Source organism: Haladaptatus salinisoli, from assembly GCF_020614375.1.
Taxonomy (GTDB): Archaea; Halobacteriota; Halobacteria; order Halobacteriales; family Haladaptataceae; genus Haladaptatus; species Haladaptatus salinisoli.
In genome coordinates this window covers 911,995-932,050 of sequence record NZ_CP085327.1, presented here as the reverse complement: position 1 = coordinate 932,050, position 20,056 = coordinate 911,995, and the positions used below count along the sequence as shown (strand labels likewise).

Annotated in this window: 25 protein-coding genes; 9 read left to right on the top strand and 16 right to left on the bottom strand. The window is 66.7% G+C overall.

All coding sequences use genetic code 11. The features are described 5' to 3' along the window. Positions 1–124: 124 nt before the first annotated feature. The 3 genes from purE to LIX00_RS05185 all read right to left on the bottom strand — a co-directional run bounded on the left by purE (position 125) and on the right by LIX00_RS05185 (position 3,757). Complete coding sequence (purE, locus tag LIX00_RS05195) at positions 125–745, bottom strand: 5-(carboxyamino)imidazole ribonucleotide mutase (RefSeq protein ID WP_227355142.1); 621 nt, start codon at positions 743–745, stop codon at positions 125–127. Further along, positions 742–1,941, bottom strand: coding sequence for a 5-(carboxyamino)imidazole ribonucleotide synthase (locus LIX00_RS05190; protein WP_227355141.1), 1,200 nt, complete (start codon positions 1,939–1,941; stop codon positions 742–744). The genes purE and LIX00_RS05190 overlap by 4 nt, the downstream gene beginning before the upstream one ends. A 64-nt stretch (positions 1,942–2,005) precedes the next feature. After that, positions 2,006–3,757, bottom strand: a complete 1,752-nt coding sequence (locus tag LIX00_RS05185) for a flippase activity-associated protein Agl23 (RefSeq protein WP_227355140.1) — start codon at positions 3,755–3,757, stop codon at positions 2,006–2,008. A gap of 81 nt (positions 3,758–3,838) precedes the next feature. Between LIX00_RS05185 and ribH the strand changes: the two genes are divergently transcribed. Both ribH and LIX00_RS05175 read left to right on the top strand, forming a co-directional pair. Beyond that, a complete protein-coding gene (gene ribH, locus LIX00_RS05180) occupies positions 3,839–4,246 on the top strand; it encodes a 6,7-dimethyl-8-ribityllumazine synthase (RefSeq protein WP_227355139.1) in 408 nt (135 codons plus the stop codon). Continuing rightward, positions 4,243–5,385, top strand: a complete 1,143-nt coding sequence (locus LIX00_RS05175; RefSeq protein WP_227355138.1) for a pyridoxal phosphate-dependent aminotransferase — start codon at positions 4,243–4,245, stop codon at positions 5,383–5,385. Before ribH ends, LIX00_RS05175 begins: the two co-directional genes overlap by 4 nt. Here the strand turns inward: LIX00_RS05175 and LIX00_RS05170 are convergent. From LIX00_RS05170 to LIX00_RS05155, 4 genes are all read right to left on the bottom strand, one after another. Beyond that, positions 5,382–6,812 carry a sodium:solute symporter family protein gene (locus LIX00_RS05170; protein ID WP_227355137.1) on the bottom strand — a complete coding sequence of 477 codons (1,431 nt, stop codon included), beginning with the start codon at positions 6,810–6,812 and terminating at the stop codon, positions 5,382–5,384. The genes LIX00_RS05175 and LIX00_RS05170 overlap by 4 nt on opposite strands. Beyond that, positions 6,813–7,112 carry a hypothetical protein gene (locus LIX00_RS05165; RefSeq protein WP_227355136.1) on the bottom strand — a complete coding sequence of 100 codons (300 nt, stop codon included), beginning with the start codon at positions 7,110–7,112 and terminating at the stop codon, positions 6,813–6,815. It lies immediately after the preceding gene. Positions 7,113–7,262: 150 nt separating this feature from the next. Beyond that, entirely contained in the window at positions 7,263–7,448 is a 186-nt protein-coding gene (locus LIX00_RS05160) for a hypothetical protein (protein WP_227355135.1), read from the bottom strand. A gap of 10 nt (positions 7,449–7,458) precedes the next feature. Beyond that, on the bottom strand, positions 7,459–8,649 hold the full coding sequence (locus LIX00_RS05155; protein ID WP_227355134.1) for a threonine synthase: 1,191 nt from the start codon (positions 8,647–8,649) through the stop codon (positions 7,459–7,461). A 76-nt stretch (positions 8,650–8,725) separates the two neighbouring features. Here LIX00_RS05155 and LIX00_RS05150 point away from each other — a divergent pair, with 76 nt between their 5' ends. After that, a complete protein-coding gene (locus LIX00_RS05150) occupies positions 8,726–9,310 on the top strand; it encodes an NUDIX hydrolase (RefSeq protein ID WP_227355133.1) in 585 nt (194 codons plus the stop codon). Positions 9,311–9,733: 423 nt separating this feature from the next. Continuing rightward, a complete protein-coding gene (locus LIX00_RS05145; RefSeq protein ID WP_227355132.1) occupies positions 9,734–10,801 on the top strand; it encodes a phosphotransferase family protein in 1,068 nt (355 codons plus the stop codon). Positions 10,802–10,837: 36 nt separating this feature from the next. Here the strand turns inward: LIX00_RS05145 and LIX00_RS05140 are convergent, their stop codons facing one another. Both LIX00_RS05140 and artA read right to left on the bottom strand, forming a co-directional pair. Next, positions 10,838–11,524 (bottom strand): metallophosphoesterase, encoded by a 687-nt coding sequence (locus LIX00_RS05140; RefSeq protein ID WP_227355131.1) that lies wholly within the window; start codon positions 11,522–11,524, stop codon positions 10,838–10,840. Then, entirely contained in the window at positions 11,511–12,479 is a 969-nt protein-coding gene (artA, locus tag LIX00_RS05135) for an archaeosortase A (RefSeq protein WP_227355130.1), read from the bottom strand. The genes LIX00_RS05140 and artA overlap by 14 nt, the downstream gene beginning before the upstream one ends. 106 nt (positions 12,480–12,585) lie before the next feature. Between artA and LIX00_RS05130 the strand changes: the two genes are divergently transcribed. After that, positions 12,586–13,368, top strand: a complete 783-nt coding sequence (locus LIX00_RS05130; RefSeq protein ID WP_227355129.1) for a DUF7839 domain-containing protein — start codon at positions 12,586–12,588, stop codon at positions 13,366–13,368. On the opposite strand, the gene LIX00_RS05125 is transcribed toward LIX00_RS05130, so the two are convergent. After that, positions 13,361–13,927, bottom strand: coding sequence for a J domain-containing protein (locus LIX00_RS05125; RefSeq protein ID WP_227355128.1), 567 nt, complete (start codon positions 13,925–13,927; stop codon positions 13,361–13,363). The genes LIX00_RS05130 and LIX00_RS05125 overlap by 8 nt on opposite strands. Positions 13,928–14,088: 161 nt before the next feature. On the opposite strand from LIX00_RS05125, the gene LIX00_RS05120 reads away from it, so the two are divergent. Beyond that, complete coding sequence (locus LIX00_RS05120; RefSeq protein WP_227355127.1) at positions 14,089–14,658, top strand: DUF7344 domain-containing protein; 570 nt, start codon at positions 14,089–14,091, stop codon at positions 14,656–14,658. Here LIX00_RS05120 and LIX00_RS05115 read toward each other — a convergent pair. From LIX00_RS05115 to LIX00_RS05095, 5 genes are read right to left on the bottom strand one after another with little or no spacing between them, the layout of a single operon-like run. Next, positions 14,655–15,413, bottom strand: coding sequence for a proteasome assembly chaperone family protein (locus tag LIX00_RS05115; protein ID WP_227355126.1), 759 nt, complete (start codon positions 15,411–15,413; stop codon positions 14,655–14,657). The genes LIX00_RS05120 and LIX00_RS05115 overlap by 4 nt on opposite strands. A 5-nt stretch (positions 15,414–15,418) precedes the next feature. Beyond that, positions 15,419–15,601 (bottom strand): RNA-protein complex protein Nop10, encoded by a 183-nt coding sequence (locus LIX00_RS05110; protein ID WP_227355125.1) that lies wholly within the window; start codon positions 15,599–15,601, stop codon positions 15,419–15,421. Beyond that, positions 15,598–16,398, bottom strand: coding sequence for a translation initiation factor IF-2 subunit alpha (locus LIX00_RS05105; protein WP_227355124.1), 801 nt, complete (start codon positions 16,396–16,398; stop codon positions 15,598–15,600). The genes LIX00_RS05110 and LIX00_RS05105 overlap by 4 nt, the downstream gene beginning before the upstream one ends. Next, a complete protein-coding gene (locus LIX00_RS05100; RefSeq protein ID WP_227355123.1) occupies positions 16,395–16,568 on the bottom strand; it encodes a 30S ribosomal protein S27e in 174 nt (57 codons plus the stop codon). Before LIX00_RS05100 ends, LIX00_RS05105 begins: the two co-directional genes overlap by 4 nt. Positions 16,569–16,570: 2 nt before the next feature. Next, positions 16,571–16,852, bottom strand: coding sequence for a 50S ribosomal protein L44e (locus tag LIX00_RS05095; protein WP_227355122.1), 282 nt, complete (start codon positions 16,850–16,852; stop codon positions 16,571–16,573). 212 nt (positions 16,853–17,064) lie between these two features. On the opposite strand from LIX00_RS05095, the gene LIX00_RS05090 reads away from it, so the two are divergent. After that, a complete protein-coding gene (locus LIX00_RS05090; RefSeq protein ID WP_227355121.1) occupies positions 17,065–17,970 on the top strand; it encodes a hypothetical protein in 906 nt (301 codons plus the stop codon). 60 nt (positions 17,971–18,030) lie between these two features. Next, entirely contained in the window at positions 18,031–18,300 is a 270-nt protein-coding gene (locus tag LIX00_RS05085) for an HAH_0734 family protein (RefSeq protein ID WP_227355120.1), read from the top strand. A gap of 42 nt (positions 18,301–18,342) precedes the next feature. Here the strand turns inward: LIX00_RS05085 and LIX00_RS05080 are convergent, their stop codons facing one another. Then, complete coding sequence (locus tag LIX00_RS05080; RefSeq protein WP_227355119.1) at positions 18,343–18,687, bottom strand: DUF8070 family membrane protein; 345 nt, start codon at positions 18,685–18,687, stop codon at positions 18,343–18,345. Positions 18,688–18,839: 152 nt separating this feature from the next. Between LIX00_RS05080 and LIX00_RS05075 the strand changes: the two genes are divergently transcribed. Next, entirely contained in the window at positions 18,840–20,006 is a 1,167-nt protein-coding gene (locus LIX00_RS05075) for a thiolase domain-containing protein (protein ID WP_227355118.1), read from the top strand. Positions 20,007–20,056: the final 50 nt, after the last annotated feature.

Here is a 20,056-nt window from a genome sequence, read left to right as displayed (position 1 = left end):
ATTTGGGCCGGTCAGCGGCTCTTCCGACCGTCTCGCGGCAACTGACGCTTTCTTTTCCGTAACGGAACATTTCTCGCGACGAACGGTACGGCCGTCAGGGCGGAGGAGAAAGAAGATGGATACGCTACGACCGATCGCGGAACGCCGGCGTCCCCGTTTCGTGTAGATCTCTTGACACCTCTCCGACGCTCTCTCGCAACTCGTCGTGGTACGCAACCAATCGTTTCCGGAGTTCGTCGTGCTCTCGGGCGAGTACCTGCACCGCGGAGAGCGCGGCGTTGAACGACTTGCCCGCGTCCACGGCGACGATGGGCGCGCCCGTCGGCATCCCGATGACCGACGAGACGGACTTCTCCTGCACCGGAACGCCGACCACCGGGAGGGGGTACGCGAGCGAGGCGGTCATGTTCGGCAGGTCGGCCGACTTTCCGCCCGCCCCGGCGATGACGACGTCCAACCCGCGGGCCTCCGCCGTCCTCGCGTAGGCGTACATCAGTTCGGGGGTGCGGTGGGCCGAGACGACGTAGGTTTCGAAGGTGAACCGCGATTCCGGCGGGTCGTCGTAGTCGGTCACTTCCTCGAAGCCGAGTTCCGTGAGGGCGTCGTGCGCCCCCGACATCACGTCGAGGTCGGAGTCGCTGCCCATGACGATACCCACTTCCGGCGTCGCTTCGGGGGGGCGGTCGCGCTCCGCTTCGGCTTCGAACTGTTCGACGAGGCTCGTTACTGAGTCAGGGGTGGTCATCGGAAGGTGAGCGAGTCGGTGAGCGAGCGTACTTCGGCCAGCAGGTCGCTGACGGACGGTTCGGCATCGGACTCGGCGGACGACCCCCCGGTCGGCGATTCGCTCGCGAGCGAATCGCCGACGAGGGTGACGTGTCCCATCTTCCGGAGGGGGCGCACCTCGCGCTTGCCGTACCAGTGGAAGGACGCGCCGCGCGCGGCGAGAACCGCTTCGAACCCGGAGCAGTCGGCCGGGCGGGGTTCCGCCACGTCGCCGAGCACGTTCGACATCGCGACGGGACACCGGAGGTCGGTCGCGCCGAGCGGATAGCCGAGGACGCCGCGGACGTGCTGTTCGAACTGCGAGGTCAGCGCCCCCTCGATGGTGTAGTGGCCGGAGTTGTGGGGGCGGGGCGCTATCTCGTTCACCGAAATCGCGCCGTCCTCGCGCTCGAACAACTCGATACCGTACACGCCGCGCCCGGACAGCGCCGAGAGCACGTCGCGCGCGACCGCCTCCGCGCGCTCCCGAACCCGCTCGGACGTGCGCGCCGGAACGACCGTTTCGCGGAGGATTTCGTCCTCGTGGACGTTCTCGCCGACGGGGAAGGTCGCCACCTCGCCGTCGCCCTTGGCGGCGATGACCGAGAGTTCGCGCTCGAAGGGGACGAACTCCTCGACCATCAGTTCGCCCGACATCTCCGCGAGCGCGTCGTCCGCCTCGTCCGGCGACTCGACGGGGAGGTTTCCGCGCCCGTCGTAGCCGCCGCGGCGGGCTTTCAGCATCATCGGGTAGCCGAACGCCTCGCCCGCGTCGAGCAGGTCGTCGCGGTCCTCGACGGGGCGGAAGTCGGGCACCGGTATCCCTCGCTCCCGAAGCGCGCGCTTCTGGACGAGTTTGTCCTGTATCGTCCGGAGCGTGTCGGGGTCGGGGTGAACCGGCACGTCGTACTCCTCGGCGACCGCGTCGAGCAGGTCGGGGTCGGCGAGTTCGATTTCGAACGTCAGCGCGTCGGCGCGGTCGGCGAGTTCTCGAACCGCGTCCGGGTCGTCGAAGTCGCCCACGATCTGGTCGCGGACGACCGGCGACGCCGGACAGTCGGGGGTCGGGTCGACCACGACCAGTTCGACGCCGAGCGGGGCGGCAGCCTCCGCCAGCATCCGACCGAGTTGTCCGCCGCCGACGACGCCCAGCGTTGGCGGTGAAGCCGTAACCATGTCGTCCGTCGGTTATCGCTGTGGGTGCATAAAATTTGCCAACCTCGACGGAGAATATGCACGTTTATGCGGTCGAGTTCGCCTCGCGGAGCGCGCTCCGCTTGATGTAGATGGTCGTTTCGCTCCCGTGGAGCGTGAGTTCGTGGTCGTAGGCCACGTACCCGCTCAGATACTCGTCGATATCGGGTTTCTTCTTCGTTCGAGTGATGACGACCGGCGGCCGTCGGGTTTCGAGCGTCTCGCTTTGCATCGTGCTGTCGACGCTCGCGTTCGCCAACTCGGTGTACCACGGCAGCGGTAAGCGATTGTACCAGCCGCTCGCGGCGGGCCAGCGGTCGTTATCGCTCTCGTCCGGGACGAAGAAGATGTAATCGCTCTGCTCGTTCGCGTATCCGTAGTAGAGCACGTCCGTTCCGTTCTCGTTGGCCCTCGCGGCGGCCTGCATCTTCTCCAGCGCCGGACCGATCCCGTCCGCCGGTTGGCCGTACTGCACGATGTAGTTGTCCTGCTGACCGCCGAGCAGGCCGGGGACGTGCCGGTCCTGCGGGTGGAGATACGCGAAGCTCACCGCCGGAAACGCGACCTGCGCGACGACGAGCAGTGCGACGAGCGCGGCGGCGGCGGCTCCCGCGTCGTCGCCGTCCTCGTAGGCCTCCTGTCCCCACCGGTAGAGGAGCGCGGCGCCGACCGCCGCCGGGATCGCGAGCGGGGCGACGACGTGGGCGGTGACCCATCCAGCCTTGATGTCGGTGACGAGGGGGTAGCCGAGGACGCCGACCGCGCCCCAGTAGAACGCGAACGAGACGAGGTCGCGGGGGCGTTCGTCCACGTACCGGGCCGCGAGGAATCCGACCACCGAGAAGACGACCAGCGGAAGCGCGCCCTGTTCGAGCACGCGCACGAAGTGCTCGAAGTAGGGGAGGTACGAGTGGCCTTGGCTCTTGACCCAGTGACCGGTGAACTCGCTCCACGAACCCACCGTCGCTTCCCGCACCACGGCGCCGAACATCGCCGGGTTTCCGAACGCCTTCCACAGTCCGGGCCCCTCGACGCCGCGCGCTCGGGGCGCGTAGAAGTAGACGACGATGGCGAAGAACTCGACGACCGCGAGCGCGATGTGCGGGGCGAACCGCGCCAGCCACCGACCGCTTCGAGTCGCGCGCTCGACGAACGCGCCGGTCCATCTCCGGCCGTGGTTGCGCGCGAGGAACAGTCGGTGGTCGAGCAACAGCGCGCCAGCGCCGAGCCACGAGAGGACGTAGAGGAGGACGTTCTCCTTCGTCGTGAACCCGAGGGCCAGCATCGCCGTCCCCGCGTAGATGTACCGAGCCCTCCCCGTCGCGCGTGCGCGAAGGAAAAACCCGAGGGCGAACAGCATGAACGCCGCGAGGAGCACGTCGTTGCGCATGAACCGCGAGTAGTAGAGGAGAATCGGATTCAGGGCGAGAAAGAGCGCGAGCGCGACCATCTCCGATTCGCGGAGGTGGTCGCGGTAGAGCCACGCCGCGAGCGGGAGCAGTCCGGCGACGAGCGCGACCGGTAGCCGGGCCGTGAAATCGCTCGCGCCGACCAGTTGGAAGAGGACGCTGTTCACCTGCGGGAAGAACGGCCCGTGGATGACGGCGTGGTACTCCCAGATTCCCGTCTCCTGGTAGCGGAGTATCCAGTAGCCGACGCGGGCTTCGTCCCAGTGGGCGACCCGATTTCCGAGACGGAAGAGCCGCAGCGCCAGCGCGAGCGCCGAGACGGCGAGGAGGGCGGCGAGAGTCCGGTTGGAAGCTATCCACCCGGAGGGCGCTCGTTCGTCTGAACTCATCGTTTCCTTTCAAGACGGAGGGGGGATACAAGCGTTGCGGAGAGCGGTAGTTCTTTTAGCCGCGCTGGCCTCCCGCCACACATGGTAACGCTCGGACTCGTCGTTGCGGAGTTCAACGCTCCGATAACGGAACAGATGGAGGCGTCGGCGCGCGAGGCTGCCGCCGAGCGAGGCGCGGAGATAGTCGAAACGCTACACGTTCCGGGGGCGTACGACACGCCCCTCGCGGCGGACAGGCTCGCCCGGCGGGACGACATCGACGCGGTCGCGGTGCTCGGCGCGGTCGTCACCGGCGACACCGACCACGACCGGGTCATCACGACCGCGGCGACCCAGAAGCTGACGGACGTGAGCTTGAACCGGGACACCCCCGTCGCGCTCGGCATCACCGGCCCGGGGATGTCGGGCGCGGAGGCCCGCGAGCGCACCGACTACGGCGCGCGGGCGGTCGAAGGAGCCGTCGACCTCACGGAGGAACTCGCCGCATGAACTTCTCCGAGCGAATCCAGCGCGTCGAGCCGAGCGCGACGCTCGCCATCAGCAGTCTCGCCTCGCAACTCGAAGCCGACGGCGTGGACGTCATCGACCTGAGCGTGGGCGAACCGGACTTCGCCACGCCGGAGAACGTCGTCGAAGCCTGCGAACGGGCGATGGAAGCGGGCCACACGGGATATCCGCCGTCGAAGGGCGTTCCGGAACTCCGCGAAGCCGTCGCCGAGAAACTGCAGGCCGACGGCCTCGACTACCGGGCCGAGAACGTCGTCGTCACGCCCGGCGCGAAGCAGGCGCTCTACGAAACCGTACAGACCGTGGTGGACGAGGGCGACGAGGTCGTCCTGCTCGACCCGGCGTGGGTTTCCTACGAGGCGATGGTGAAGCTAGCGGGCGGCGACCTGACCCGCGTGAACCTCGCGCCCCACGATTTCCAACTCGAACCCGCGCTCGACGACCTCGGCGATGCGATTTCGGACGAGACCGAACTGCTCGTCGTCAACTCGCCGTCGAACCCGACCGGCGCGGTGTACTCGGACGCCGCGCTGAAGGGCGTCCGCGATTTGGCCGTCGAGCACGACGTGACGGTCATCAGCGACGAAATTTACGAGCGGATAACGTACGGCGTCGATCTCACGAGTCTCGCCGCGCTCGACGGGATGTTCGAGCGCACGGTCACGATAAACGGCTTCTCGAAGGCATACTCGATGACGGGCTGGCGGCTCGGTTACCTCGCCGCGCCCGAGGAACTCGTCTCGGAGGCGGCGAAACTGCACTCGCACTCCGTCTCGTCGGCGACGAACTTCGTCCAGCGCGCCGGAATCGAAGCCCTGCGCGACACCGACGCCGCGGTCGACGAGATGGTGGAGGAGTTCCACGAGCGTCGAGACCGACTCGTCGCCCTGCTGAAACAGCACGACGTGGACGTCAGGACGCCCGACGGAGCGTTCTATCTGATGTTGCCCGTGGCCGACGACGACCAACAGTGGTGCGAGGACGTGCTCGAAGAGGCCCACGTCGCAACGGTGCCGGGGAGCGCGTTCGGCGCGCCGGGCTACGCGCGCATCTCCTACGCGGCGGATATCGAGCGAATCGAGGAGGCCGTCGAGAGACTGGTCGAGAAGGAGTTCCTCTAGTCGGTCGCCGACGCCGGTTTCGACGTTTCTTCCGCGAGGAGGTGCCCGCCGACGAGCGTCAGCGCCGCCGCGCCGACTCCCGCGATGGTGGGCGGGATGCCCGTCGGGCTCCCTGCGAGTCGCAGGCCGACGCCGACGACGGTTCCGAAGACCATCGACGCGACGAGCGCGCGCCCCGCGACGCCGCGCCAGTAGAGGCCCGCGTACACGGGCAGGAGGAACGCGCAGGTGAGCAACACGGCGCGGAACTCGTAGAGGGTGATGATGGCGCCCGGCGGGTTCACCGCGACCACCGTCGCCGCGAGGCCGAAGAAGACGGTCGCGTAGCGCGAGACGGCGAGCTGTCGGGACTCGTCGGCGTCCGGTTCGAAGTAGCCGTAGATGTCGCGCGCCGTGGTGACGCCGGTCGCGTGGAGGCGGGTGTCGGTCGTCGAGAGGATGGCGCTCATCGCGGCGAGGATGATGACGACGCCGACCTCGGTGGGGAGGTACTGCGTGATGAGCACCGGGAAGGCGCGGTCGGTGTTCTGAATGGTGAGCCCCGCGTTGTGGAGGGCGACGCTCGTCGCGCCGCCGAGGAGCACGAGGACGACCTCGAAGACGCCGAGCAGGACGCCCGCAGCCGCGAGGTGGAACTTCGCCGTCTTCACGTCGCGGGTCGCGTTGATGCGGATGATGTTACTCTGGCTGGTGAACACCGTCCCGAAGAACGCGACCATGGAGCCGACGATGCCGACGACGGTGTAGACGCCCCTCCCGAGCGGGGCGGTGTTCGCGGCGTCCAGGGCGGCGAACTGCGCGTTGATGGACGCGATGCCGCCGAGGTCGAACGAGAGGTAGACGAGCGCCAGCACGACCATCGCGTACATCACGACCCCCTGCATGAGGTCGGTCCACGCGACGCTCACCAGCCCGCCCATGACGGTGTAGGCGATGAACACGAAGCCGATGACCCACACCATGTAGCGGTAGGGGACGCCCGTGATGGTCGTCACGAGGATGCTCGCCCCGACGAGTTGCATGATGAGGTAGAGCCACGCGTTGCCGAGCAGGACGACCGCGGCTATCGGGCGCGACCACTCGCGTCCGGTCACGTCGGCGATGATGTCCGGCAGCGTGACGTGGTTCAGCGCGCGCACCCGGTGGACGACGAAGTAGAGACAGCTGATGCCGAGCATCAGCCCGAACGAGATGCCCGCCATCACGGCGTAGCCCACGTCGTATATCGCGCCGATGAAGCCGACGACGGCCACCGCGCTGACGAAGTTGGCGACGTACGACCACGTGGCGAGCCACGGACCCAAATCGCGCCCGTACACCCAGAAGTCCTCCACGTCGTTCGTTCGGGTGTAGCCCCACGCGCCGACCGCGAGGACGACGAGGAGGTACGCCGCGAAGGTGGCGAGGTAGACCGCGTTTATCGCCATCTACGTCCCCTCCGCGTCGTACCGGTCGAACGACTCGCCCCGGAGGACGTGCACCACGAGGTAGTGCACCGCGCCGAGGCTCCCGGCGACGAACGTCGCGACGAACACGAGGAACGTCGAGAGCGGTAGCCCGAGGACGGTCATGGCTCCGCGGTCGTCGTCGTCGGTTCGGTCGTGCGGTACCCCGCTGCATCGAAATCGAAACGTCGCATCGTCGGTCGGTATGCGGGTCGCACCTATACCGAGACCGCTGGCGGCGAAAACCCCCGCTCCCTCGACGGGGCCGAAGCGCGGTCGCATCGCCGACGACGGTCGATTCAGCGACGGAGCGGCGCGTCCTCCGGTCGCCGTCGCGTCGGAGTTGTGGGAAAGACTTGCCGAGGGAGCCTCGTCCGACGAAGTCCCCGACTCCTCGGCGGGGCGGCGCTCACCGCGGACGGGACTCCCCGCCTACCGGTTCCGCAGGAAGAACCGATTCGCGAGGTAGACGCCGATGACGACGCCGACCGCCGGGGGAACCGACGAGAGGAGGCTCCGCTGGAGGCCGTAGTCGAACGCGAAGAACGCGAGGAGGAACACGACCAGAAATCCAACGAGTCCCGCGGCGAGCGCGCGCTTGAGCGGCGAAGTGGACATTCGAACCGCCTCAGACGCCCATGCCCATCAGGTGGCTGCGGAGCACGTCGTCGTCCTTGTTTCCGGCGCCCGTGTTGAGCAGGACGACGGTGTCGTCGTCGTCGAACTCCCCGCGCTGTGCGAGTTCCCACGCGCCGCTCGCGGCGGCGGCGGCGGTCGCGCCCATCTCCAGTCCCTCCTTCTGCGCGACGGCCACGGCGGAATCGAGGATGTCCTCGTCGCTCGTCGCGACCGCCCCGCCGTCGCTCTCGCGGAGGGCGTCGAGAATCATCGGACTCGCGCCGGGGTCGGGAATCTCGATGCCGCCGCAGATGGTGTCGGGCGTCTCCCACGCTTCGTGCGCGTCTTCGCCCTCGTCCCACGCCTCCACGATGGGCGCACAGCCCGTCGACTGGGCGGCGTACATCGCCGGGAGGTCGTCGGTCAGCCCGAGGTCGCGGAACTCCTTGGCGGCCTTGTGCATGCCGACCAGTCCGACGCCCCCGCCGGTCGGATACACCACGGCGTCCGGGACGTCCCAGTCCAACTGCTCCGCGATCTCGTAGAACATCGTCTTCTTCCCCTCGTGGCGGTAGGGCGTGACGAACGTCTTGACGGAGTACCAGTCCTCGGTTTCCATCGCGTCGGCGTAGGCCGCGCCCGCGTCGCCGATCCGCCCCTCCACGACGGTCATGTCGCCGCCGTGGACGTTGACCATCGCCTTGTTCGTGAACCCGGCGCGCGCCGGGAGGAAGACGTGCGAGGCGAGTCCGGCGCGGGCGGCGTAGGCCGCCGCTGCCTGCCCCGCGTTTCCGGCCGAGGCGAGGGCCACGTCGGTCGCGCCGTGCTGCGCCGCCGCGGTCACCGCCACGGTCTGCCCGCGGTCTTTGAACGTCCCGGTCGGGTTGCGCCCCTCGTCCTTGAAGAGGACGCGCCCGACGCCCATCTCCTCCGCGAGGGCCGGGCACTCGACGAGGGGCGTCGCGCCCTCGTCCATCGTCACCGCCGAGTCGCGCGCGAAGGGGAGCAGTTCCGCGTACCGCCACATCGTCTCGAAGGGCCGCGATTCGAGGTCGCGCCGCGAGAGGTCGATGGCGTCGTAGTCGTAGTCCGGGTCGAGGATTCCGCCGCAGTCGGGACAGCGGTGGGTCCCCGTCTCGGCGTCGAACGTCTCGCCGCAGTCAACGCACGTCAGACCGATGAACGCGTCCGTCGTCTCCATAGTCGGACGTTCGCGGCCGAACACTAAGCCCTGTTCATCCCCCGTCCTTTTTGCTCCTAGCCGCGAAGCGACGGCCATGGAACCCGACGTCGTCGCGTCGGAACTCGCCGACCGCGCCGAGCGACTTCGCGCTTCGCTGACGGACCGCTGGGGCGAGGTTCCCCACCGGGTGCGCGAGCCGATTCGCGTCCCGCAGCACGACTTCCCCGAGACGCCGGACGACCTCTTCCCGTGGGTCGCGGTCTGTTTCGTCTCGGACGACGGGCAGATTCTGTTGGTGCGCGATTCGGGACACTCGTTCCCGTGGGAACCGCCGGGCGGAAAGGGCGAGGCGCGCGACGCCTCGGAATCGGAGAGCGGCGAACGCCGCGAGCGCGGCGGGGACGGCGAAACGGTCGCCGGAACCGCGGAGCGCGAGACGCGCGAGGAGACGGGGGTCGAGTGCGAGGTAACCGATTTGCTGTTCACCGAGACGCTCCGATTCGACTACGGCGCGCCGGCGTTCGCTCCCGTCCTGCAGGCCGGCTTCGTCGCCCGACGGGTGGGCGGGCGGATACGCGCGGACGAGGAAGATATCGTGACCGCCGCGTGGTTTCCGATGGACGAACTGCCCGACGGTACGCAGTTTCGTGGGAACATCTCGTCGCTAGCGTCTGATTAGCGGTCCGATCGGAAGTCGCGTCTATCGCCGTGAATGCCCCTCCGGATAGGCGATGGCCGCGATTTCCCCGAATTCGTATCCGCAAAAATATTTATCCCTCGATGCCGTCCGCTGAAGCAGCTACGATGAGTTTCGTTTTCTAACCGGACGCCGAAGATTCAACGAGGACCTCGGCGGATAACGCCGACAGTCGTCGGTCTTCGACTCCGGTCTCCGCCGGACGACCGCTCCGATAGCGTCGTCTTCGGCGGCGTTTTCGATTCAGGTATCGAACGTCGGTGAACTGTCCCTCGGTTCGACCGATGGAACGTGCACGAACCGCCGCACCCGGATGAGACACGAATCCATACCACGCACCGCCAACCGGGCGAACGCGCTCCTATCGAACGAACGACCGCAGACGGTACGCGGAACGGGGTCCACATGATCTACGACCGAACGATTTCACACGAGACGATCACGGAGATGGTACAGCACATCGAACCGACGTGGGAGGTTCAGAAAGCGACTCCCGCCGACGACGGACACCACATCGTCTACCACCTCGACATCGAGGCGGAGATTGGACGTCGGCAGTGCGTCCTCAAGGCAACGCCGCCGGAGAAGTCGCCGACGTGCGACGACGAAGCGCGACTTCTCGCCATCCTCGATACCCACACGTCCCTGCCGATCCCCGACGTTTTAGGGGTGGTCGACGAACACGAGTACCTTCCCACGCCGTTTTTCCTCTCGTCGACGCTCCCCGGTGCGAACCACAACCGGATCGACTTGACCGAGTTTTCCGAGACCGCCGTCGAGCGACTTGCCCGCTCGACGGGTCGACACCTTGCGGAACTTCACAGTCTCGACGCGGTCGATTCCTACGGGTTCGTCGGCGTCGACGCCGACGAGACGCTCTCCGGTGAACGGCCCAGTGCTCGTGTCGAGCAAATCGTCGTCCAGAACCCCACACACTCTTGGGTCGACTACCTCACGGCCGAGGTCGACCGAGTGGTCACCGGTCTGGACGCAACCCGGTTCGGGGATCTGGGCGCGACGGTTCGCCCGGTTCTCGAAGCACGAATTCACGCCCTGTCCGGCGAGTTCGATTCCGTCATCGCTCGCATCGACCAGTCGTTAGACAACGTCCTGCTCGACTCGGAGACGAGCGCTGTCACCGGCTTGCTCGACTGGGAGTTCTGCATCGCCGCGACGCCGGCTTACGACCTCGCGTTCGTCGAACACAGCCTGTCCGGCGGTAACTGGAAGTTCGTCCCGGAGGTCCCGGATCACCAAGCGACGATCCGATCAGCCATGCTCGACGGCTACTCCGAAGCGAGATCCTCCCGTATCGTCGAACAGTTCCGCGAGAGCCGCGACTGTTACGCGCTGCTCGCGAACCTCCACTCGATGCTCAACTTCGAAGACTGGTTCGACCAGGTCGACGCGACCGACGAACAACGTAGGGCCGCCGTCGATCCGCTCCGCAAACGGGTCGAGAGCTTCTGCTGACGGGACTCGAGCGCCGCCCCAACGGCGTTCGACGACCTACAGCATCTTCCGGAACTTCCCCAGCGCCGGAAATCGGTACGTCTCGTCGGCGTCCTCGTCGCGGACGACGGGTCGGAACGGATCGGAATCGACGACCAGCGGCGTCTGGAAGTCGCGTCCCCGCAACCCGTTTACCACCGTCCCGCTGGCGAGGCGGGTGAACGCCGGGAGGACGAGCACGTCCGAACCCCGGTACGTCCCCGGCCCCCAGAGGTAGCAGGGACGTCGTTTGCCCTCGATTTCGATGGCCGGGTGGTCGTGGCCGACGACGTAGCGCGGGGCGGTCCCCTCGGGTTCCGCGTGGCCGTGACAGACCAACGTGTCGTCCGCGAGGCGGTGTTCGTCGGGGCAGTCGGTCAGTTCGGCGAGCATCGAATCGTGGTTGCCCGCGACGGCGACGAGTTCCGCGCCCGCCTCGTCGGCGAGCGTCGCGAGGTCGGCGACGGTCTCCGGAGCGCCGTCCGGCAGTCGGTCGAACGCGTGGAGCACGTCGCCCGCGAGGACGGCCTCGCTCGGGGAGAATCGGTCGAGCAGGGCGTCGAACCGAGTCGTGAGGTCGCGCCGCTCGCCGAGCGGGAGTTCGACGTCGGAGGTGGCGTCCTTACCGACGTGGAGGTCGGCGAGGACGAGCGCGTCCGCGGCGGGGAGGTAGACCGCCCGGTCGGCGAACTCAGCGTCCTCCATCGGCCCTGACCGTGGCGTCGTCGCCCCGAGCGTTGTTGTCGTCGCCGACGGCGCGGGAGAGGTCGTACTCCCTGCCCGTGACGAGGTACGCCACGTCCTCGATGACGGTCAGCAGTTCCGGCAGGTCGCGGACGACCAGCCACAGGATGCCGACCAGCGCGACCACCGCGAGCAGTTGGGAGAGCACGCGGTCGGCGATGAAGAAGGACACCATGCCGGGGTCGCTGTAGCCGACGAGGTCGGTGATGGGGCCGACGAAGAACTGGAACCACTGGTTGCCGAACGCCAGCGCGATGAATACGTTGCGGGCGACGTTCAGCACCCAGATGACGGAGACGGCCGTCGCGAACGCTCGAAGCTTCCGGCGGAGGGGCGCTTTCACCGCCGCGATGAGGCCGCCGAAGATGCTCATGCTCCCGATGCCGGTGCAGGCGAGCACGAGGTACGTGTAGTAGGTGTGGCCCGTTCGGTCGGTGAAGACGAAGGCGCTGTGGTAGCCGTTCTCCTTCGCCGTCGTGAACTCGGGGTCGTAACCGAGCAGTTCGATGACGGCGTTCGTCTGATAGCTCACCGTCTCGACCAGCCACTCGCGGAGGAAACCGACTTCGGTGAACGGGAGGTAGATGACGCCCATCGCCGCCACGGCGCGCGAGAGCACGAACAGGGAGTCCCGACCAGCGTAGAGTTGGTAGCCGGCGTAGACGCAGAGCGGCACCGCCGCGAGGCTGAGCGCACCTTCCACGAAGCTCTTCATCTCGAACGCGAACCGCGGAAAGAGGACGCCCCAGAACGCGCCGAACAGCACCCACGCCCCGGCTCCGACGGCGCGTGCGATGCGGCGGTCGAACCGTTCGAGCGCCGCGGTCGCGACGAACGCGACGACGACCAGCCACGCGAGCGCGTCGGGGAGCCACGCGGGCACGTCGAGGAGGGCTTCGGGGAGTGCTGCGATCACTGTTCGCCAGTTGTCGTCACGAAATATAGACCTGACGCTCTTCCGGATTACCGGAAGACGGCGAAACACCGCTGGTATTTTTATCGCTCCGCCCGAGAATTCGGGTATGGCCGACGTGCTGGAGGACAAGCGTGCCGCGACCCGGTTTCGCATCCTCTCCGAGATCGCGGACCGCCAACCGGCGGTGAGTCAGGGCGAGATAGCGGACGCCGTCGGCGTCACGAGTCAGGCCGTGAGCGAGTACATCCGAGGGCTCGTCGACGACGGGCTCGTCGAGAAGGAGGGTCGCTCGCGCTACAGCGTGACGAAGGAGGGCGTCGATTGGCTGTTGCAGTCGGCGGCGGACGTGCGCCGGTTCGCGGAGCACGTCACCGACGACATCCTCGGAAACGTCGGCGAGGACGCCGCGATAGCGACGACCGACGTCGAGGAGGGGTCGGCCGTGACGCTCTCGCTGCGGGACGGACTGCTCCACGCCCGACCGAGCGACGAGGGTCCGGCCACGGGCATCGCCACGACCGACGCCGAGGCCGGCGAGGAGGTCGGCGTCACGGAGTTCGAGGGAATCATCGACCTCGAACCGGGCCGGGTGACCGTGTATCAGATTCCGCCAGTTCGCTCCGGCGGGAGTCGAGCGGTCGATTCGGACGCGCTGGCGGCGGCGTGCGAGCGGGGCGACGTGCTCGCGGCGACCGGCGTCGAAGCCGTCGTCGCCCTCCGCGCCGCGAACGTCGAACCGGACACGACGCTCGCGGCGGGCGAAGTCGCCGCCGAAGGGGCGGAGCGCGGATTGAACGTGGTCATCGTCGCGACCGCGGACAGCGTGGGGCGCGTGACGGACGCCCTCCGCGACGCGGGCGTCGCGTACGAAGTGGCGAACGTCAGCTAGCGCGTCGCTTCGCGGTCGTGTACGCCTCGCGCACGCGCTGGAACTCCTCCCGCGTGCCGCCGTGGTCTGGATGCACGTCTTTCACCTTCTCGCGGTAGGCCGATTTGATCTCCGAGAGCGTCGCGTTGGTCGGCAACCCGAGCACGGCGAACGCGGCCCGCGTGGTGTCGACTTCCTCCTCGTCGCCCAGTTTCGGCGTTTCGAACGGGAGCCGGTCGCCGAGGTGGTAGCCCGGCATCTCGTGCTCGACGAGGACGGCGTACGTCTCCGATTTCTCGATGCGGAAGAACGCCCGAGCGTCGAAGGTGATGGCGACGTCGCGTTTCGGAAGGTAGAACGCGACGTGCTGGCCCGCGACGAAGTGGTCCTCCGCGAAGTCCTCGCCGATGGCGCGGAGGTACTGGCGGATCTCCGTTCGGCGTTTCCCCTCGCCGAACACGTAGGTGGCGTTGGTCGCTCGCCGCGTGGGGAACAGGCGCGCCCCCACGAGAAATATGCCGGTGATCACTACGGCCACCGCCACCGACAGCCATAAGCCCAGAACCAACCAGTCGGGCATGGTGTTCCTGTAGGACACCGATAATAAAGAAACTCCCGCCGAGAATTCCGAAGCGAACTGACCTGTACTCGCTCCACTACGATTCGCGCTCGCCGATAATTCGTTCCAAGATTAGAATCCTGAAATAATGGCAAACTTAATACCCGTCGGTTATGATGTGTATGAGTAACGAACCACCTCGAATCAACATCGATGCCTCCATCATGAAACTCACTCAACCGGAGGACGGGCGAGAACTCGACGAGAGCGAGATTCACAACGTCCTACGGAACGACCGGCGACGCGAGACGCTTCGATACCTCCGGGAATCGGACGGCTCGCTGTCGGTCGACGACCTGTCGGAGCACATCGCCACGCTAGAGACGGGTGAATCGCCGCCGCCGCGGAACGTCAGAAAGAGCGTATACGTCTCGCTCCACCAGACGCATCTCCCGAAACTGGACGACCTCGGTATCGTGGCGTACGACCAGCGGTCGAAGGAGCTCACGCTCGAAGACCGGGTGCGGGAGGTGGAAGTGTACATGGAGGTCGTCCCCCAACACGACGTGTCGTGGGCGGCGTACTACTTCGGTCTCGGCGTGCTCGAACTGGTCGTCCTCTTCGCGGCGAAGCTCAGCCTCTTCTCGGCTGAGCTACTCGATTTCGAGTTCTGGACGTGGTTCTTCCTCGCGCTCTTCGTCCTCTCCGCGCTCTACCACGTCTACAGCGAACAAGAGACGGCGCTGTTTTAACCGATGTACCGGAGGTCGTCGTCGGACGGCATCGCCGACTGCTGTGCCTCCATCTCCTCTATCTTGCCGACGACTTCCTCCATCTCCTCCGCGCGGTCTTCGAGCGAGCCGAAGTCCACTTCGAACCCGAGCACCTCCTGGAGGATTTCGAGCACCGCTTGCGCGCTCTTCGGGTCGACGAGGTAGCCGCTCGTCTCGCCCATCAGGCAGGCCACCTCGACGCCGCGGCGCTGGCCGAGACCGAGCAGGAGACCGCTCGTGCCGACGATACCGCCCGCCGGTTCGTCATCGCGGAACTCGACGCCGACGTCTTCGAGTTCCGCGACGAACTCGGAGGTCGTCGCCGCGCCCAACACGTCGTACTCCTCGATGAGTTCGCCGGTCGGCACGCCGCCGAGGGCGAACGCGCGCTCGACGCCGAACTCCTCGGCGACGTCGAGGAAGGCGTCGGTGAGTCGGTAGTGACCGACGTTGTCCTGCGCCTGATAGTCCCCGGTCAACAGGAGCACGTCCCGCCCGTCGAGCGTCAGGGCGTGGAGTTCGACGCAGACCAGTTCGGTCGTCCCGTCGTCGCCGACGCTCACCTGCGGGGGTAGGTGTTCGGAGTACACCCGCCGGACGAGTTCGCACTCCTTCTCTTCGAGGAGGTGTTCGGTGACGAGTTTGCCGACGTGGCCGACGCCCGGCAGTCCTTCGATGAGCACCGGAGACTCTACGTCCGGATTGGCGACGATTTCGATATCGACTTCGTCCATGTGGCTTATTCGCGGGCGCGCCGCTTAAGAGCGCGTCGGTACTCGCCGTAGGGGTCGTCCGGGTCGAACGGGGCGGGGGCGCTGTTTACGGCCTCGGCTCCGCACTCCGGACAGGTAGAAGTGAGGGTGTACACCGGGCGGTCGTGTTTCGCCTCCCAGGCGGAACACACCCGGATGTCGGATTTCATTCGTCGTCGGTGTGACGGTCGCGGTGGAAGGCGGCGGTACCGCCGACCTCCTCCATGACGGCCTCGGCGCGGGCGACGCTCTCTTCCAGTTGCGCCTCGGCGGTCTTGTAGTTCGGTGCCTTGACCCGAATTCGGTACTCGGGCGCGCCGACGTACGTCACGGAGAGTTCGATCTCCTCGGGGATGTCGCCGTTCCCTTCGGCGGCTTTCAGCGCCTCCTTGATGGCGTCGACGCCGTTCTTCCCCGCATTTCTGAGGTCGACGTAGCCGGTGACGTTGACGTAGGGAACCGAGACGTTCTCGCGGGCGGTCTCGACCAGCGACGAGACTTCGTCGTCCGAGAGGTCGGTGTCGGCGAGCGCGTCCGGGCCGTGGATGGCCGCCTGCTCGAAGCCGCCGTAGATGCTGCCGAACTCGGCGAGGAGTTCGTTGGCGACGTTCGTGTACTGCTCGTCGGTCATCTCCTCGCCGAACGCGAGGGCCATCCACTTGTCGGCCTTCTGCTCGTTCTTCCAGTCCTGAATCTTTTCGCTGCGCTGGTGTTCGTTGACGTCCTTGATGGAGAGGTCGATCTGCTGTGACCCCTCGTCCACGTCGAGCACCTTGCAGACGACCGTCTGCCCCTCGCTGACGTGGTCGCGGACGTTCTTTATCCACCCGCTGGCGACTTCGCTGACGTGGACGAGACCGCGTTTGTCCTCGTACTCTTCGAGGTCGACGAACACCCCGAAGTCCTCTATCTCGTCGACCTTTCCGACGACGAGTTCTCCGGTCTCGGGCCAGCCACTGTACTTCATCGGGATTGGATCGTTTCTACGACGTCGCCGTCGATTTCGGCCTCACCGCCGGTCGGGGAGGCGAGTCGGTGCCCGCAGACGACGCAGTTGACCTCGGTCGCCGCTTTTCCGAAGAGGGTCTGTTCGTTCTCGCAGTCCGGACACTGGACGGTGTAGAAGTTCCCTGCCATTGTTACTCCTGGAACTCGAGTCGGCCGGCGCGCCATCCCTCGCGGAGGTGGGCCTTGCCGCACTCGCTGCAGCGGTACTTGAGGTCGGTCTTCTTCGTCGGCTTGTCTCCGCCGGGCACCTTCGAGAAACCGCCGGCGTTACCGATGACGGCCTTGCCGCGTCGCTGCTGGCGGGCGTTCCACTTCATACCGGTCTGGCGGCCGGTGCGAACCTTCACGACCTCGACTTCTTGGTGTTCGTGACAGTGCGGACAGTACGTGTTAAATCGGCGTGGCATCTGCATAGATATCGACCTTACGGAGAGTTTGTAGACCGGGACTTAAAACCCGTTTGGTTTCGCGTCCGGCGGCGGAACCCCGCGCCCGCGCCGGACGGCCAACCCCGACCGCCCGGTCCGGAGGGATATCTATCCGCCGCAGGCTCCGGATATTTTATTGTATGAGCAGAATAAAAATTTTGAAGTGGTAACGGCTCGAAACATACTTCGTACCACCCATGGTAGACGTTAACCGACGACGATTTCTTCAGCGAACGGGCGTCGCCGCGACCGGACTGGCGACGCTCGGCATCGGCACCGCCGGCGCGGAGCGATACGGCATTCCCATCGTCTCGACGCGCGGTCACTACAACGACGACGGGGGTCTCGTCGCGGGCGAGACGCAGACGAGTTACGACACGACGGGCGACGTGCCGGGCGTCGACACCTACTGCGCGAACGACCTGACCGTGTTCATCCACGGCTGGCACAAGAAGGGCGACAATCCGGAACAGGACGCGAAGGACAAGTTCCTCGACGCGAAAAACACCCTCGAAAACGCGGGTTACGGCGGAACGCTCGTCGGCTACTCGTGGGACAACGACGCCGGGAGCGGCGACGCGGACTACGGGTGGGGGACGGCCCAGACCGTCGCGCAGGAGAACGGGCAGAAGCTCGCGCAGTTCGCGGTCGACTTCAAGTACTACTGTCCGAACGCGACGCTCCGATTCGTCAGTCACTCGCTCGGCGCGCAGGTGCTGTTGAGTTCGCTCCGCTCGCTCGACGTGACCTCGTGGTGGGACGAGCAGGGCCACCGGGTGTACTCGACGCACATGCTCGGCGCGGCGCAGGACAACGAGGCCCCGACCCAGGAGTGGTCGGACACGTACAACGCCATCGCCAACGAGACGGCGGCGACGTTCAACTACCACAGTCACGAGGACGACGTGCTCCAGTGGATCTACAACTCCTACGAGGTCGACCAGGCCCTCGGCGAGACGGGCTACGAGAGCGGCAACACGCCCGCGCCGAACTACAACGAGTTCGACGCCACCTCGCAGGTCGGTCACGACCACTCGGGCTACCTCGACCACCTCGGCGACGAGCTAGTGCACCACATGAACAACGTGCCGTCCTACGACTGAATTCGACGGCGCGTACCACCCTTCGAAGCGCTTAATTGACCGCCTTCCGAACGCTCGGGTATGAAGCGGCTCATCATCCACGGCGACGCCGGCATTCGCAAGAACGCCATCATCGAACACGACGGTGCCGAGGTCGTCTGTTTCTCCGTCACTCGACAGGGCGACTGGCACGGCCCGGACGAGCCTCAGCTCTGGTGCGTCATCGGCAGCGAAGAAGAACGCGACGATTTCGAAGCCCGAAACTACGTCCCCCACTGGCTCGACACCGAGGCCGTCGACGCCGAGACGGTCGATGTCATCAAGCACGCGGACGACGTCGCGGTGTCGTAGTCCGTCGGCCGAGGTTTTCGTCGCTCTCTCGTCTTCGAGCGTTCACCGAAGCGTCGAGCGGAGCGTGAGCAACACCGTGAGGCTCCAGAGGAAGAGCCCGAGACCGTAGAGGAACAACAGCGCGCGCACGGGGACGTCCGACGACCCCGGTCGGAGTCCCATATCCTCGACCATCAGGCCGAGCCCCGCGCTCTCCGCGTGTTCCGCGCCCGCGGAGCTGACCGCCCCCGGCGCAGCGCCGCCGAGGACGACGAGCATCAGTCCGAAACCGGCCACTCCGAGTACGAGCGCCCCAGAGTGGGTGGCGACGTACACCAGACCGACCGTCACGACAGCGGCGAGCCCGGAGTAAACCGCGAGCGGTTTCCAGAGCCGTGTAACGTTCATCTCGACCGGTAATCGTCGGAGAATATTTAAGTAGATATTGTAGGGATTTTTACATCTATGCGCGCCCCTCGGAGCCGCGCCGCCGAATCGTCTCGCCCTTCGCGAATTCAAAAGGAGTGGCTTACTTAACTCCGTATCTCGTAGGCGCTGGTATGACAGGCGTTCGGATAGCGGGAGTCGGGCTGACCCGCTTCGGGAAGCACCCCGAGCGGACGGGGCGAGACCTCTTCGCCGAGGCGAGCGCGGCGGCGTTCGACGACGCGGACGTCTCACGCGAGGACATCGAGGCGCTCTACTACGGCAACTTCATGGGCGAGTTGGCCGAACACCAGGGCCACCAGGGACCGCTGATGGCCGAGGCCGCGGGAATTCGCGCCCCGGCCACGCGCTACGAGAGCGCGTGCGCCTCCAGCGGCGCGGCGATTCGGCAGGCCGTCAAGGACGTCCGGAACGGCGAAGCCGACGCCCTGCTCGTCGGCGGCGCGGAGCGCATGAACAACCTCGGAACCGCCAAGACCACCGAGGCGCTCGCCATCGCCGCGGACGACCTCTACGAGGTTCGGGCCGGCATGACGTTCCCCGGAGCGTACGCGCTGATGGCCCGCGCCTACTTCGAGCGGTACGGCGGTTCGCGCGAGGATCTGGCCCACATCGCGGTCAAGAACCACGAGCACGCCCTTCCGAACGAACACGCCCAGTTCCAGAAGGAGATAACGGTCGAACAGGCGCTCGACGCGCCGCTAATCGCGGAACCGCTCGGGCTGTTCGACGCCTGCCCCATCACCGACGGGGCGTCCGCCGCCGTGCTCGTCAGCGACGAGTTCGCCGAGGAGCGCGGTCTCGACGCGCCGGTGTCCGTCGCCGGCACCGGACAGGGCGGCGACCGCATGGCCCTCCACGGTCGGGAGTACCTCGCCCGCTCGCCTGCCGCCGAGGAGGCCGCCGAGGAAGCCTACGCCGAGGCGGGCGTCGACGCGACGGACGTGGACGTGGCCGAGGTGCACGACTGTTTCACCATCGCAGAGGTGCTGGCGCTCGAAGCCCTCGACTTCTACGCGCCCGGCGAGGGAATCGACGCGGCGCGGCGCGGCGAGACGACCCGCGACGGCGAGCGCCCGGTCAACCTCTCCGGCGGCCTCAAAGCGAAGGGCCACCCGGTCGGCGCGACGGGGACGAGCCAGTTGGCGGAGCTGACGCGCCTCCTGCGCGGCGACCACCCGAACAGCGACGCCGTGCCGGACGCCAGAATCGGCGTCGCGCACAACGCGGGCGGCACCGTCGCCAGCGCCACCGTTCACGTTTTGGAGGTGGTCTCGTGAGCGAGCACTGCGAGCGAACGAGGGTACGCCGGGACCGCGCTCCGGAGGTG

Bases quoted from the DNA above. Each gene is read 5' to 3' on its own strand.
- LIX00_RS05075 (WP_227355118.1), top strand. From the start codon at position 18,840: ATGACAGGCGTTCGGATAGCGGGAGTCGGGCTGACCCGCTTCGGGAAG.
- LIX00_RS05095 (WP_227355122.1), bottom strand. From the start codon at position 16,852: ATGCAGATGCCACGCCGATTTAACACGTACTGTCCGCACTGTCACGAA.
- LIX00_RS05185 (WP_227355140.1), bottom strand. From the start codon at position 3,757: ATGAGTTCAGACGAACGAGCGCCCTCCGGGTGGATAGCTTCCAACCGG.
- LIX00_RS05160 (WP_227355135.1), bottom strand. From the start codon at position 7,448: ATGTCCACTTCGCCGCTCAAGCGCGCGCTCGCCGCGGGACTCGTTGGA.
- LIX00_RS05110 (WP_227355125.1), bottom strand. From the start codon at position 15,601: ATGAAATCCGACATCCGGGTGTGTTCCGCCTGGGAGGCGAAACACGAC.
- LIX00_RS05090 (WP_227355121.1), top strand. From the start codon at position 17,065: ATGGTAGACGTTAACCGACGACGATTTCTTCAGCGAACGGGCGTCGCC.
- LIX00_RS05085 (WP_227355120.1), top strand. From the start codon at position 18,031: ATGAAGCGGCTCATCATCCACGGCGACGCCGGCATTCGCAAGAACGCC.
- LIX00_RS05140 (WP_227355131.1), bottom strand. From the start codon at position 11,524: ATGGAGGACGCTGAGTTCGCCGACCGGGCGGTCTACCTCCCCGCCGCG.
- LIX00_RS05130 (WP_227355129.1), top strand. From the start codon at position 12,586: ATGGCCGACGTGCTGGAGGACAAGCGTGCCGCGACCCGGTTTCGCATC.
- LIX00_RS05125 (WP_227355128.1), bottom strand. From the start codon at position 13,927: ATGCCCGACTGGTTGGTTCTGGGCTTATGGCTGTCGGTGGCGGTGGCC.
- LIX00_RS05165 (WP_227355136.1), bottom strand. From the start codon at position 7,112: ATGCGACCGCGCTTCGGCCCCGTCGAGGGAGCGGGGGTTTTCGCCGCC.
- ribH (WP_227355139.1), top strand. From the start codon at position 3,839: ATGGTAACGCTCGGACTCGTCGTTGCGGAGTTCAACGCTCCGATAACG.
- LIX00_RS05105 (WP_227355124.1), bottom strand. From the start codon at position 16,398: ATGAAGTACAGTGGCTGGCCCGAGACCGGAGAACTCGTCGTCGGAAAG.
- LIX00_RS05120 (WP_227355127.1), top strand. From the start codon at position 14,089: ATGAGTAACGAACCACCTCGAATCAACATCGATGCCTCCATCATGAAA.
- LIX00_RS05115 (WP_227355126.1), bottom strand. From the start codon at position 15,413: ATGGACGAAGTCGATATCGAAATCGTCGCCAATCCGGACGTAGAGTCT.
- LIX00_RS05080 (WP_227355119.1), bottom strand. From the start codon at position 18,687: ATGAACGTTACACGGCTCTGGAAACCGCTCGCGGTTTACTCCGGGCTC.
- LIX00_RS05170 (WP_227355137.1), bottom strand. From the start codon at position 6,812: ATGGCGATAAACGCGGTCTACCTCGCCACCTTCGCGGCGTACCTCCTC.
- LIX00_RS05175 (WP_227355138.1), top strand. From the start codon at position 4,243: ATGAACTTCTCCGAGCGAATCCAGCGCGTCGAGCCGAGCGCGACGCTC.
- purE (WP_227355142.1), bottom strand. From the start codon at position 745: ATGACCACCCCTGACTCAGTAACGAGCCTCGTCGAACAGTTCGAAGCC.
- LIX00_RS05190 (WP_227355141.1), bottom strand. From the start codon at position 1,941: ATGGTTACGGCTTCACCGCCAACGCTGGGCGTCGTCGGCGGCGGACAA.
- LIX00_RS05155 (WP_227355134.1), bottom strand. From the start codon at position 8,649: ATGGAGACGACGGACGCGTTCATCGGTCTGACGTGCGTTGACTGCGGC.
- LIX00_RS05150 (WP_227355133.1), top strand. From the start codon at position 8,726: ATGGAACCCGACGTCGTCGCGTCGGAACTCGCCGACCGCGCCGAGCGA.
- LIX00_RS05100 (WP_227355123.1), bottom strand. From the start codon at position 16,568: ATGGCAGGGAACTTCTACACCGTCCAGTGTCCGGACTGCGAGAACGAA.
- LIX00_RS05145 (WP_227355132.1), top strand. From the start codon at position 9,734: ATGATCTACGACCGAACGATTTCACACGAGACGATCACGGAGATGGTA.